Source organism: Micromonospora inositola, assembly GCF_900090285.1.
In the GTDB taxonomy this organism is placed as follows: domain Bacteria; phylum Actinomycetota; class Actinomycetes; order Mycobacteriales; family Micromonosporaceae; genus Micromonospora; species Micromonospora inositola.
In genome coordinates this window covers 4,812,059-4,824,718 of record NZ_LT607754.1, presented here as the reverse complement: position 1 = coordinate 4,824,718, position 12,660 = coordinate 4,812,059, and the positions used below count along the sequence as shown (strand labels likewise).

The 12,660-nt window shown below is 72.3% G+C and carries 14 protein-coding genes; 9 read left to right on the top strand and 5 right to left on the bottom strand.

Annotated features, from left to right (window positions below; translation table 11 throughout):
- The first annotated feature begins 42 nt into the window (after window positions 1-42).
- Window positions 43-333, top strand: a complete 291-nt coding sequence (locus GA0070613_RS22975) for a hypothetical protein (RefSeq protein ID WP_089014181.1) — start codon at window positions 43-45, stop codon at window positions 331-333.
- Window positions 334-610: 277 nt separating this feature from the next.
- Here the strand turns inward: GA0070613_RS22975 and GA0070613_RS22970 are convergent, their stop codons facing one another.
- A complete protein-coding gene (locus GA0070613_RS22970) occupies window positions 611-1,072 on the bottom strand; it encodes a hypothetical protein (RefSeq protein WP_231929393.1) in 462 nt (153 codons plus the stop codon).
- Window positions 1,073-1,172: 100 nt separating this feature from the next.
- On the opposite strand from GA0070613_RS22970, the gene GA0070613_RS22965 reads away from it, so the two are divergent.
- From GA0070613_RS22965 to GA0070613_RS22930, 8 genes are all read left to right on the top strand, one after another.
- Complete coding sequence (locus GA0070613_RS22965) at window positions 1,173-1,706, top strand: DUF4352 domain-containing protein (RefSeq protein ID WP_089014180.1); 534 nt, start codon at window positions 1,173-1,175, stop codon at window positions 1,704-1,706.
- An 82-nt stretch (window positions 1,707-1,788) separates the two neighbouring features.
- Window positions 1,789-2,490, top strand: coding sequence for a hypothetical protein (locus tag GA0070613_RS22960; RefSeq protein ID WP_089014179.1), 702 nt, complete (start codon window positions 1,789-1,791; stop codon window positions 2,488-2,490).
- Window positions 2,491-2,518: 28 nt separating this feature from the next.
- Window positions 2,519-3,361, top strand: coding sequence for a ribonuclease HI (locus tag GA0070613_RS22955; protein WP_089014178.1), 843 nt, complete (start codon window positions 2,519-2,521; stop codon window positions 3,359-3,361).
- Window positions 3,362-3,738: 377 nt separating this feature from the next.
- Window positions 3,739-6,174 carry an AAA family ATPase gene (locus GA0070613_RS22950; protein WP_157746461.1) on the top strand — a complete coding sequence of 812 codons (2,436 nt, stop codon included), beginning with the start codon at window positions 3,739-3,741 and terminating at the stop codon, window positions 6,172-6,174.
- Entirely contained in the window at window positions 6,171-6,575 is a 405-nt protein-coding gene (locus tag GA0070613_RS22945) for a hypothetical protein (RefSeq protein WP_089014176.1), read from the top strand. The genes GA0070613_RS22950 and GA0070613_RS22945 overlap by 4 nt, the downstream gene beginning before the upstream one ends.
- A complete protein-coding gene (locus tag GA0070613_RS22940; RefSeq protein WP_089014175.1) occupies window positions 6,572-7,012 on the top strand; it encodes a DUF4190 domain-containing protein in 441 nt (146 codons plus the stop codon). Before GA0070613_RS22945 ends, GA0070613_RS22940 begins: the two co-directional genes overlap by 4 nt.
- An 85-nt stretch (window positions 7,013-7,097) precedes the next feature.
- Complete coding sequence (locus GA0070613_RS22935; RefSeq protein WP_157746460.1) at window positions 7,098-7,604, top strand: hypothetical protein; 507 nt, start codon at window positions 7,098-7,100, stop codon at window positions 7,602-7,604.
- A gap of 32 nt (window positions 7,605-7,636) precedes the next feature.
- Window positions 7,637-8,137 (top strand): hypothetical protein, encoded by a 501-nt coding sequence (locus tag GA0070613_RS22930; protein ID WP_157746459.1) that lies wholly within the window; start codon window positions 7,637-7,639, stop codon window positions 8,135-8,137.
- 11 nt (window positions 8,138-8,148) lie between these two features.
- Here the strand turns inward: GA0070613_RS22930 and GA0070613_RS22925 are convergent, their stop codons facing one another.
- The 4 genes from GA0070613_RS22925 to GA0070613_RS22910 form a co-directional block, all read right to left on the bottom strand.
- Complete coding sequence (locus GA0070613_RS22925; RefSeq protein ID WP_269459064.1) at window positions 8,149-9,504, bottom strand: RNA-guided endonuclease InsQ/TnpB family protein; 1,356 nt, start codon at window positions 9,502-9,504, stop codon at window positions 8,149-8,151.
- Window positions 9,505-9,742: 238 nt separating this feature from the next.
- Window positions 9,743-10,048 (bottom strand): hypothetical protein, encoded by a 306-nt coding sequence (locus GA0070613_RS22920; protein WP_089014171.1) that lies wholly within the window; start codon window positions 10,046-10,048, stop codon window positions 9,743-9,745.
- A 440-nt stretch (window positions 10,049-10,488) separates the two neighbouring features.
- Window positions 10,489-11,766 carry an RNA polymerase sigma factor gene (locus GA0070613_RS22915; protein ID WP_089014170.1) on the bottom strand — a complete coding sequence of 426 codons (1,278 nt, stop codon included), beginning with the start codon at window positions 11,764-11,766 and terminating at the stop codon, window positions 10,489-10,491.
- A 100-nt stretch (window positions 11,767-11,866) separates the two neighbouring features.
- Window positions 11,867-12,298, bottom strand: coding sequence for a YciI family protein (locus GA0070613_RS22910; RefSeq protein WP_089014169.1), 432 nt, complete (start codon window positions 12,296-12,298; stop codon window positions 11,867-11,869).
- Between the last annotated feature and the right edge of the window lie 362 nt (window positions 12,299-12,660).

The following is a 12,660-nucleotide window of genomic DNA, read 5'->3' as shown; positions in this document are numbered from 1 at the left end:
GATCATCGGCCCGCGAGGGCCCCGGTCCGAATTGCAGAACACATGAACAGTCCTGCCGGCACCGCAGATGAGGTCCTGAGTCTCTGCACAGCGCTGCGGGGGGCGAAGGGCTTGCTCGGCTTGACGGAAGCGGAGGAGCCGGATCTTCTCGAGCACGTGGCCCGAGCCCCGCAGGCCGCCCGGGCGACTCCGCTGGACCTCGCGGGCGTGGATACGCAGGTACGCGCCATCCGCTACCTCCTCGTCGAAGTGGCCGACGGAGGCGTGTCGGCCTTCATGGCCGATACGGCCGCACGCATCCTGGGTGACGGCATCGGTCGCCTGTTCTTCTAGAGTTCTGAGCTCTCGGACGGGTCGCGAAGCGAGGCAGGCGCCCGCCGTCGAGCCGGGCGTTGGTCAGCCGGTCCACCGCATCGTCGGCTGGTCGACTGATCCACGGCGTTACCGAAGCGCAGCGCCAGCCACAATCCGGCGAGCCGGGCCAAGTCCTCGTCGATTTCCTGGCCACACGCGGAGGTGCAACCGGCCCGGACGGCGGCTCGGAGCGTGGCGCCGGAGCCGGCGGCCGGGTCGAGCACGGGCTCGCCACCGACGCCGGCGAGCCCGGCCATCAGATCGGCCAGGTCGTCCGGGGTGGCGAAGGGGCGGCCGGGCCCGGGGGCGGAGAACCGTTGCCACAGCGCGTCGAAGGCGCCCTGCGGTCCGAGTTCATCGGCGAGGGCGTCGATGTCGGGCAGCAGCGGCTTGAGCTGCGGTCGGCTGATCGACCGGGGCCTTGACCGCGTTGCTGAGCGAGGAGCAGGGCGCCGACGGCGGCCAGGCCGGCGGCGGGTGACTGGCTGGCGGCGGCGAGGTGCCGCCACAGCCGGTCGGCGCTGGCCAACTCGGGAAGTTTCCCCTGGGCGTGGAGCCACTGCTCGACCTGCCCCAGGTCGAACTCGGGGCTGGCCGCGGTGCCGCCCACCCGAGTTGGGAAGTCGGCGTGCCGTTTGCGCCCGTTGCTGACTGCGGCCCGACCGACACCGGCGAGCCGGGCGGTCTCCGCTGCGGTGATGGTCGTTGTCTCCTGCACGTTTCGGAGTGTGTCACACCTGTCAAGCAGCATGTGTGTTGACAACGTTCACACGTGATGCTCTGATTGACGCCGCCACATTCATAGCAGGAGGAAAACAATGCGCAAGGCCACCACTCTCGCTCTGCTCGCCACTGGTCTCGTCGCCCTGGGCTGCGGCGCCGGCTCCACCGACGACGCCACCAGCAGCAAGGCCGAAGCCGGCGACGACAAGGGCGACGACAAGCCCGCCAAGGTCGCGAAGATCGGCCAGCCGGCTCGGGACGGCAAGTTCGAGTTCACGGTCAAGTCGTCCAAGTGCGGCGTCGCCAAGATCGGCACCGACCTGATCGGCGCCAAGGCCCAGGGTCAGTTCTGCCTGGTCACGGTCAACGTCAAGAACATCGGCAAGGAGTCGCAGATGTTCGACGGCAGCAGCCAGAAGGCGTACGCCGCCAACGGCACCGAGTACTCCGCCGACGGCGGGGCCGCCATCTACGCCAACAAGAACGCCGAGACGTTCCTCAACGACATCAACCCTGGCAACCAGGTCACCGGTGTGGTCGCCTTCGACATCCCGAAGAAGGTCAAGCTCGCCAAGCTCGAGCTGCACGACTCGCCGTTCTCCGGCGGTGTGACCGTCTCCCTCGCCTGATCCACCGCTCAACCCGGGGCGCGCGCCGCCGCCCGCCCCGCCCTTCCCCTATCCCCCACCACTGTTCACAGAGGAGACCGTCATGACCGAGCCGACCAACCCGGTGCCGCCCGATGAGGCCCCCGCCGTCCCCCCGCCCACCGCTCAGCCTCAGGACGGGACCCTTCCCGCCGTGGCCGTCCCGGCCGCTCCCGTCAAGCGCTCCAACGCCCGGGCCTGGGCGGTCGGTGGCATCGCTCTCGTCATCGCCCTCGGCGTCGGCGGTGCCGTCATCGGCGCCTCCGGCGACGAGCCGAAGACCACCGCCGCCACCCTGACCTCCGCCAGCCCGAGCACCGTCCCGCCGACGACCGCCGCGCCGACCAGCGCCGCCCCCACCACGGCGGCTCCCACCAGCGCCGCGCCGTCGCCGACGAAGACCACGCCGCCGCCGAAGCCGCCGTCGTACAAGACGCTGAGCGCCCGGCAGTGGAAGCTCATCGCCAAGAACCCGGACGCGTACATCGGCAAGCACTACGTCGTCTACGGCAGGGTCACCCAGTTCGACGCGGCGACCGGCACCGACACGTTCCGCGCCGACGTCGCCCACCGGCGGATGCCCGACGAGTACGACTACGAGACCAACACCATGCTCTCCGGCTCCGAGTCGGACCTGGCGGACCTCGTCGAGGACGACATCTTCCGGGCCAACGTCGCGGTGCTCGGCTCGTACAGCTACGACACGCAGATCGGCGGCGAGACGACGGTTCCGTTGCTCCTCGTCGACTCGATCAAGGTGCTCTGACTCTTTCCCCGACACTTCAGGAGGCGTCGTGCGTCCCGATGAGTTCCTCCGCGCCCTGCACCTGCTCCCTACTCCCCTGCACGCCCGCGCCCTCCCCCTGCGCCACTACGTCCGTCGCACCACTTGCGCGCACTGCCAGCGGACCGGCGACGCGGTCACCCTCGCCCTCACCGCCGTCCACTACGACGAGCTCGCCTCGGCCGAGCAGCTCCTCGACACCGCCGAACAGCTCGCCGCCGCGCACGGCGCGGCCTGCCGGCCGCTGCCGGACCAGCAGCACGGACGTGGCCGGGTCACGCGGTGGGCGGCGGCGTCCGCGCCGGTCGTCGCCGCGACCGACGCCAGCTGGAAGGGACGTGCCGGCGGCATCGCGTACGTGGTCAGCGACGGCCACTACGGCCTGCGCGGCCGGGGCACCGGTCGGCTCGACCCGACCGGGGCGTCGCGGGTGCTGATCAACGAGTTGCGGGCGGTCGACTTCCTGCTCTCGGCGTACGAGGAGGCGCCGGCGGGGATGACGGTGCTGCTGGACAGCACGGTGGCGCTGCGCTGGCTGCGCCGGTGGCAGGCCGGTGAGGTGTCGGCGATGCCGGCCGGCTACAGCCTGCGCCAGCGCCGGTGGGCCGACCGGCCGACGCTGGTCCGGCTGGCCGATCAGGTGAGCCGCCGGCCGGACCTGTCCTTCGCGCACGTCAAGGGGCACAGCGGGCACGCCCTCAACGAGGCCGCCGACGGCCTGTCGCACATGGCCCGTCGCCGGGTCGAGGAGACCTTCGATGTTCGCCCGCGGGCCCACGCCCTGGTCGGCGCCTTCCTGCGGGACTGGCACGCCGGTCTCCCCACTGACCCGGCCGCCGGGCCCGTCGGCTGACCACTGCCGACACAGCTCACCAGCTTCCCCACCACCCCTCGGGCGGGTCGACGAGTCGTCGACCCGCGGACACCACACGCCTGGAGGAGAAGACGATGACCTCTGTACAAGCAGCCTGGGCCGGTCCGGGATTTCACCCGCACCAGCCGCTGGGACTCCTGCCGGCCGCCGCGCCGACGGTCGACCCGATCGGTCACCGCGGCACTCAACCGGCCCTCGCCTGCCTGGCCAGCCCCGATTGTCCTGTTGCGCTGCCGGCTTGACCGCCGATCACTCTCACAGAGGGCAACCGCACAGCGTCGTCGCACCACCACCGCCAGCGAACCGGACCGAGCCGGAACCATCCAGCTTCGATGCCCTCCCCGGGAGGTCGCCTGATGAACCACACCGAACCCCTGGTCGAGCTGATCTTCGACCGGCTCGCCGCCGACCGCGTACCCGACGACACCGCCGAGGTGGTCCTCGCCGCGCTCAGCGGCGAGGCCGACCTGGACGCGGCGCTCGCCGGCGCGCCGACCGCGCTGGAGCCGCAGCGCCCGGCGGCGGACGAGCCGCGGGAGCGGATCTGGCTCTCCTCGGTCACCGTCGCAGGCTTCCGCGGCGTCGGCCCGGAGCGCACCCTCGCCATCGAACCCGGGCCGGGGCTGACCGTGGTGGTCGGGCGCAACGGCTCCGGCAAGTCGAGCTTCGCGGAGGCGGTGGAGCTGGCCCTGACCGGGGACAGCGCCCGCTGGGCCGACCGCAACAGCGTCTGGCGTACCGGGTGGCGCAACCTGCACGACGGCGACCCGTGCCGGGTCGCCGTCGAGCTGCGCGCCGACGGGGTCGCGACGCCCACTCGGGTGGTCCGCTCCTGGTCGTCCCGGGCGGAGCTGGGCGCGGCCGAGGTGACCGTCACCAGCGCGCGCGGCACCCACAAGGATCTCGCCGAGCTGGGGCTCGCCCGGCCGCTGGAGCTGTACCGGCCGTTCCTCACCGCCGCCGAGCTGGGGCGCCTCGCCGCCGGCACGCAGAGCCAGCTCTTCGACGCGCTCTTCGCCATCCTCGGCCTGGACGCCATCACCGACGCCGACCGCCGGCTGATGGCCGCCGCCCGGCCCGTCGACGCGGCCATCAAGGAGGTACGCACCCAGCGCGCCGCCAGCGCGGCGACGCTCGGCAGGGTGGATGACGACCGGGCCCGCCGGGCGGCCACCCTGCTCACCGCCAGTCGGCCCGACCTGACCGCGCTGGCCGCGATCCTCGACGAGCCGGACGACCCGACCGCCGACGCGACCGTGCTGCTGTGCCGGCGGCTGGCCGCCATGGTCCTGCCCGACGTCGACCAGGTTGTCGCGCTCGCCGGGCAGCTGCGGGACGCCGTCGTGGCGGCGCGCCGCCACGACGGTGGGCGGTCTCGCGCTTCGTTGCGCAGCGCGGAGCTGCTGCGGCTGGCCATCGAGCACCACGACGACCGGGGCGACGGACCGTGCCCGGTCTGCGCCACCGGCCAGCTCGACGGGGACTGGCGGACCCGGGCCGCCGCGTCCCTGGACGAGCTGCGGGACCGTACGCTCGCCGCGCAGGCCGCCGCCTCCCGGCTGAACGCCGTGGTGCAGCGGGCCCACCACCTGATCGACGACCTGGACGTGCCCGACGCGGATGCCCCGGACGTGCCGCTGGCCGGGCTGCGCGACGCCGTGGCGGCGTTGCGGCTGGCCCCCGGTGGGCCGGAGGAACTGGCCGAGCACCTGACCGCCCGGTACCCGGCGGTCGTGGCGGCCGCGGAGGATGTCCGCTCATACGCGAGGGCGCTGCTCCGCCAGCGGGACACCGGCTGGCAGGCCGCGGCGGCGGACCTGCGGGGGTGGCTGGTCGCGGCCGGGCGGCTGCCGGAGCGGGAGCGGACCCTCGCCCGGTTGAAGGCCGCCCGGAGCTGGTTGAAGACCACGGCGACCGAGCTTCGCAACCAGCGGGTGGCGCCGTTCGCCGAGCATTCGCAGCGGATCTGGGCGCAGCTGCGTCAGGAGAGCAACGTCGAGCTGGGCGCGATGGCCCTGGAGGGCACGAACACCCGGCGGCGGGTGGTCTTCCCGGTCAGTGTGGACGGCACCGACAACGGCACCGCCCTGGGTGTGATGAGTCAGGGCGAGATGCAGTCCCTGGGGCTGGCGACGTTCCTGCCGCGCGGGTGCGCGCCGGAGAGCCCGTTCCGGTTCATCGTGGTCGACGACCCGGTGCAGAGCATGGACCCGTCGAAGGTCGACGGGCTGGCGCGGGTCCTCGCCGAACTGGCCGAGCAGCGGCAGGTCGTCGTGTTCACCCACGACACCCGGCTGCCCGAGGCGGTGGAACGGCTGAACCTGGGCCGGGCCCGGATCGTCGAGGTGACCCGCGCCGAGCGGTCGGTGGTGACGCTGCGACCCGGCTCCGACCCGGTGACCCGCCACCTCGACGACGCGCACGCCCTCGCGCGCAACGAGGAGATCGCCGCCGAGGTGCGCGGTCCGGTGGTGGCGGAGCTCTGCCGCTCGGCGATCGAGGCGGCCTGCCACCGGATCGTGTGGCGGCGGCGGGTGGCCCGCGGATTGCCGCACGACGACATCGAGGCGGCCATTGCGGACGCATCACGGCGGCTGACCACCACGGTCGCGTTGGCGCTCTTCGACGACGCCGACCGGGGCGGTGACGTGCTCGGACATCTGAGTCGCCGGCACGGGTCGCGGGCGGTGGCCGCGTACAAGGCGTGCAGGGAGGGCGTGCACGGGGCGTACCTGGCGGACCTGCCCGGCCTGGTCGCGGACGCCCGCCACCTCGCGGCGGCCCTGTCGTGACCGCGCCGACACCCCTGCGCTGCCTGGCGGCGGCTGACCAGATGCTGCGCGGCGCCGGCGCGCTCGGCACGGCCGCGGTGACCGTCGGCTGGTGGCCACGGGCGTGCGCCTGCCTGATCCGGCTGGCTCTCGAGGGCGGCATCGACGCCTACTGGCGGCGGGTCAAGCCGACCGTGGCCGCGTGCCGGCAGGGCCGGGCGAAGCAGCTGATGCTGGGCGGTCGGCTCGGGCCCGGGGTCGGCGTCGCCCGCCGCGTCGCGTTCGCCTGGGCGACCCTGTCGGCCGCCGCCCACCACCACTGCTACGAGCTGGCGCCCACGGCCGCCGAGCTGCGCCGCCTGCACACCGAGGTGAGTGTCCTGCTCACCGAACTCGACCGAAGAACGGAACCGAAACGATGACGTACCCGCAGCCTGGCCACGATGCCACCCGCCCGCATCCGGCGGTCTCCGGCGTCCCGGGGCCGTACCCGCCGGTGTCCGGCCTGCCCGGCCCGTACCCGCCGGTCTCGGTCGTGCCTTACCAGCCCGGCGGCTACCCGCAGGTCGCACAGCGGATCAGCGTGCAGCCGCCGCTGACGTCGGGCATGGCCACGGCGTCGCTGGTGCTCGGGATTCTCGGCGTGCTCGGCGGTTGGTGCCTGTTCGGGCTGCCCTGCATCCTGGCCGTCATTCTCGGCCACGTCGCCCTCCGGGAGACCCGGGACGGCACGAGGTCGGGGCACGGCATGGCCGTCGCCGGTCTCGTCCTGGGCTACGTCTTCGTCGGCCCGATGATCGCCTTCACGGTCATGGCGTTCTTCGGCGGCGTTCTGGGCGCGGCCACCCCCGCTCCCTGAGCCCCGTCAGATCAACAGGTACGACTCCCACCGCCACCGGGGCGGGCAAACAGGTGCCCACGAGGCGCCGGAAAGAAAGGTACGCATGTCCCAGGAGAATCGCGATCGCGCCATGCCCGCCCGGCCCGCTGAGCTGTCCCGCGAGGACGCCGGCTGCATCATCACGGCACGATGGCACACCAACCCCGGACCGTCCGACCTCACCGGGCCCGACGAGGTCGTCATCCGCGTCGCCGATGACGCGGCGCCCGAGATCCGGGAGAGCGGCGTCACGTCAGCGGTCCTGCACCGCATTGGCCGGCAGGTCGACGACATGGTGGCCGAGTTCCACGAGCTGCCCAGCGTCGGGGGGTACCAGGTGATGGTGCGGCGCTACCTGGAGGGACGGCTCGCCGAGCTCGCCCAGGCGCGGGGTGCGAAGGCCGAGGGCTTCGAGTCCGACCTGCTGGCCGCCTTCCAGGACGTAGCCGGTCGCGGGCACGGTGACCCGCTCGCGGCGCTCGCCTCGGCGACCGGCCGGTCGCGGGAAGCCCTCGACCACCTGCTCGAGGTGGCCCGCCAGCGGAACGATCACGATGGGCACCCCGCGTGAACGCCGCGCCGGCCGGTACCGATACTGCCCAGGTGACATCGCCGAAACAGCGCCGCGCCTGGTCGGACGTCTTCCGCCGCAGCCGCATCTCGCCCCACGTGTTCGTCGTCGCTGAAATCGCGGCGCAGGAGGTCGACCAGGTGGTGGCCGGCCTCGGGCTGCCGGAGGCGTCCTCGAACAGCCTGTTCGACAACGCCCACTGGGCCACGCCGCTGCTCGACGGCGCCGTGACCCGGCTGCGCACCTACGGCCTTCCCCGCCTGCCCGGCGGCACTCGGGTGTACGGGCACCGGCCGCTGCGCCTGCTCTGCCACCTCATGGACCTCCAGCCACCGCGCGCGCTGTCCGGCGAGCCGTCCGTGCCGGATGTCGAGGAACTGCTGGGCGACCTTGAGCGGCAGCGGCAGGCCGACGTCGAGGCACAGCTCGCGCAGGCTCGTACGGCGATGGCCAACGATTCGAAGGAGGTACGGGCAGCAGTCCTGGCGCTCTTCGGAGTCGAGACTGTCGGCACAGCCGACACAGCCTGCTAGTGCGGTGTCCACTAACGTTCACCGGGTTTCCGGTGGGTGTTGTGGATCCTCGCCGTGGGGGCGAGCGACTCCCCACCACCGGGTGGTGGGGCGGGCCTCCGCGGGCCAACTGATCCTCGCGCCGCCCCGGGTGGGCGGCGGGGGTCACGTCGGGACCGGCCGGCACCGGGCAGGTGCCGGCCGGCTCGACGGTGCGTGACCACCTCCGGCAGCACAACCGCTGCGGGAGTGGTGGATCCGCCGCCCGGAACACGGGTGGCGATGCTGGCAGCCGCGACCAGGTCGCGGTGCCCGGAGAACGCGCAGTGCGGGCAGGACAACGTCCGCCCACGGGGTTTCGGCACCCGCCGGCAGCAGGCGGGGCAGGTCGACGAGGTGCCGCGCTCGTCGACCAGCCGGACGGTGATGCCGGCCAGCGCGGCCTTGTCGGTGAGGACCTGGATGAGCCGGCCGATCTGCCACTGCCGCAACCGCAGGTTGTGCCGCCGCCCCGCCGGCAGGTCCAACACCCCTCTGGGGTCACCGACATGCAAAACACCCACCCGCTGCCGCACCGCCCACGAGACGACCGTGCGGGCGGCCTCATGCTGGGCCTGACGCACCCGCCGCCGGTGACGGCCTTCCACCAGGCGGACCCGACGGCGGTACTGCCGCCACCGCCGGGATCCCTTCTGGCCCGGCTTCGGCGCCCGACGCGCCACAGCACGACGGCGGGATTTGGTGTCGGCGAGGTGCATGCGGTGCTCGGCGCGGATCGCCCGCCCCGACACCAACAGCCCCTCCCCGTCCGGGCCGGCCACGGCGTAGGGGTGGATGATCCCCAGGTCCACCCCGGCCACCCGGGTCGGATCCGGTTCCTGGCCGGGTGGGTAGACCGCTATCGGCACCTCGGCGGTCACGTCGAGGAACAGCCGGCCACCCTCACACAGCAAGGTGACCGAGCGGACCTGCCCGGCCGGATACGGCACCTCCCGCGCCAGACGCACCCACAACGGCGCACCGCCTTTCGCGGTCGGGATCCGCACCCGAAGTCCGTCGAGGGTGAACGTGCCGTGATACCAGCGCACCGGCACCAACCCCCGCCGACGACGCGGAAACCGCGCCAACACGTCACCCGCGCTGCGGCGCTTCGCCGCCGCGAACCACGCATCGGAGAACCGGCGCAACACCGACCGGGCCCCGACGGAGTCCAGCTCGGCGAACGTGCCCGGCCCGGACCCGGACAGCTCCCGACACAACTCCTGAAAGCCGACCAGCGGCGCGTCGTGCCGGCGACGCCGCCATGCGTTGACCTCCAACACACACGCCCACACATCACCGGCCGAACGCAACAGCCCGAAACACCGCCGCCGCTGCCCCGGCGTCACCCGCACCGCTACACGAGCGGTGCGATGCACGACCCGCGGAGCTGTGGGATCCCGACGACGAGGCACGAACCGAAGCCAACACCACCGGTATGACGTTTCCCCGCCGGCGACCAACCCGGCCAACGTTTGTGGTCAAGGCACTAGCGCCGCCGCGGCCCGCTTGCCGGAGTGGACCGCCGCGCGTCCGGCCCAGCGATGGCCGCGTCAACGAATCCGCGCGTTGACGCGGCCCGCGCCACTACGACACGGCATCACTCAGGAAGACCCGCTCGAACTCCGCTTCGGTGTAAAGGCTCGCGGAGCGCAAGGTCAGCGGCTCCCCCACCGACTCGAAAGCCCGCAACGCCGCCTCGACCCCGGACCGCAACACGTCTCCGACGTCGTCACCCTCGACGTACAGGGTCACGGTCACCTGCGGATCGTGCGTGGAGGCGAGGAAGCTCGGGCACAGCGGGGCCAGGCGCCCGCCGGCTTGGTCCGCCCGGTCGTCGTCCACCGGCTCACCGCTGGTGGTGTCCGTCTCGATCACCACGTGGTAGCCCACTGGCAGCCTCCTCACGGCCGTGTAAACGGCGTTGGTCGCTGGGAACGACGAAAGGCCCCGGAAGGGGCCTCTCACAAGGAGAAGATCATAACCCGGCGTCTCGCCGGCGACTTCCTCGAGCCGCGGCGACACCTTGCGGCGCGGCCCGCCCGCCTTCGGCCTGCTGAGCGGCGGTCGGTGACGATGGCGAGCGTGGGTCGGGTCGGCTGCCGGGGTCACGTTCTGGCGTAGCGTATTTGCGTGGCAGGGGTCTTCTCGATGATGGGAAGCGGTCGGTGATGCCCGAAGTGGCGGGCCTGAGGCGAGATCTGCTCGCGGTGGTCCGTGGTCGGGGTGGCGCTCAGGACAAGTCGGTCGTCGAGGCGCTGCTGGCGGTCCCGCGGCATGTGTTTGTGCCCGGGGCTGCGGTGGAGGCCAGAAGACATTCCTAAACTCGGAGTTTAGGAATGGTCCGTTCGCACCGGCTGATCACAGGCGGCGGCGCGGTCCAGCAGCAGGGTCCGCTCCCGCTCGTTGCGGGTCAGCGACGCCGCCCGCTCGAACTCCACCCGCGCCTCGGCGTGCCGGCCCAGCTTGGCCAGGAAGTCGCCGCGCACGCTGGGCAGCAGGTGGTAGTTCTGCATGGCCGGGAAGGCCATCAGCTGGTTCAACAGCGCCAGCCCGGTCTCCGGCCCGAACGCCATGGACAGCGCCACCGCGCGGTTCAGCTCGACCACCGGGGACGGCATCGCCTCGGCCAGCTGCTCGTACAGCCAGGCGATGCGCTCCCAGTCGGTGTCCTCGAAGCGGCGGGCCCGGGCGTGGCAGGCGGCGATGGCCGCCTGCAGCACGTACGGGCCGGGCTTGCCGTCGATCAGGGCCTCGGCCCGCTCCAGCGCGGCCAAGCCGCGGCGGATCAGCAGCTGGTCCCAGCGGGCCCGGTTCTGGTCGGCCAGCAGGATCGGCTCGCCGCCCAGGCCGGTGCGGGCGGCCGCCCGGGATGCCTGGATCTCCATCAGCGCCTCCAGGCCGTGCACCTCGGGTTCGCGCGGGGCCAGCCGGGCCAGGATCCGGCCCAGCCGCAGGGCGTCCTCGCACAGCGCCGGGCGCATCCAGTCGTCGCCGGCGGTGGCCGAGTAGCCCTCGTTGAAGATCAGGTAGACGACCTCGAGCACCGAGGAGAGCCGGGCCGCCAGCTCGTCGCCCTGCGGTACCTCGAACGGCACCTGGGCGTTGGCCAGGGTCTTCTTGGCCCGCACGATCCGTTGCGCCACGGTCGGTTCCGGCACCAGGAAGGCCCGGGCGATCTCGTCGGTGGTCAGGCCGCCGAGCAGCCGCAGGGTCAGCGCGGCGCGGGCCTCCGCGGACAGCACCGGGTGGCAGGCCACGAACACCAGCCGCAGCAGGTCGTCGCCGATGCCGTCGTCCTCGGCGACCATCGCGCCGACGTCCGGGATGGATTCCTCGAGTTCCCGGCCGACCTCCTCGACCTTGCGCCTGAAGGTCTCGGTGCGCCGGATCTGGTCGATGGCCCGGCGCCTGGCGGTGGTCATCAGCCACGCGCCCGGATTGCGCGGCACGCCCTCCGCCGGCCACTGCTCCAGCGCCGCGACCAGCGCGTCCTGCGCCAGCTCCTCGGCCACGCCGACGTCGCGGACGAGCCTGGTCAGTCCGGCGATGAGCCGGGGCGCCTCGATCCGCCAGGCAGCCTCGATCGCACGGTGGGTGTCAGTGGCCACGGCCCCCGTCTACACCACCGCGCGATCGGACGCAACAGTGCTCATGCCGCGCGGGCGGGTTCGCTCTTGAGCCGAACCCGTGTCTCCCAGGCTGTGCTGATCAGTTGTTCCCGGCGACCTTCGCGCGCCGCTTCTCCACGGCCTCCTGCTGCTCGGCGGTGAAGTTCTCGCCGAAGTCCTCGGCATGGAAGACCCGCCGGATCTCGATGTTGGTCGGCGCCCCCACGCCCGGCTGGATCGGGCAGCGCTTGAACCACTCGACGCACTCCTCGAGCGACTTCATCTCTACCAGGTAGTAACCGCCGATGAGCTCCTTGGACTCGGTGAACGGCCCGTCCACCACGGTCTTCTTGTCGCCGTCGAAGTAGATCCGGGCGCCCTTGGCGCTGGACTGGAGGCCGCCGGCGTCCAGCAGCACGCCGGCGTCGACCAGTTCCTGGATGAACTTGCCCATCGTGTCGAAATCTTCGGTAGCGGGCAGCACGCCGGCTTCGCTCTCCGCGGTGGCCTTGGTGATCACCATGAACCGCATCGCTGTCTCCTCATGTCAGGGTGCCTTCTCACCTACGCGTCGAACGGGGGTCGGCCCACTCGACACCCTGCCAGAAGTTTTTTCCGCCGACCCGCTACGCCGGGCTCGGCGGGTCGGCGTGCGGGAGCGAGAACCAGCGTTGGCTGCAACACGATGGCCGGAACGACCAGCAGGTCCGGCCACAGCCCTACACAGGTCACCGCGCCGAACACCACCAGCACCGCACGCGCGTCCCGGCCGCGCCGGAACCGGACACCGTTGCACCACAGGACAATCAAGTGCACTGTCATCGGCTACTTATCTACTGGTGGTACGACCGCAGCCCGGCCAGGCTTGGTCGAGGTGACCGGCGGGTTCGCTCT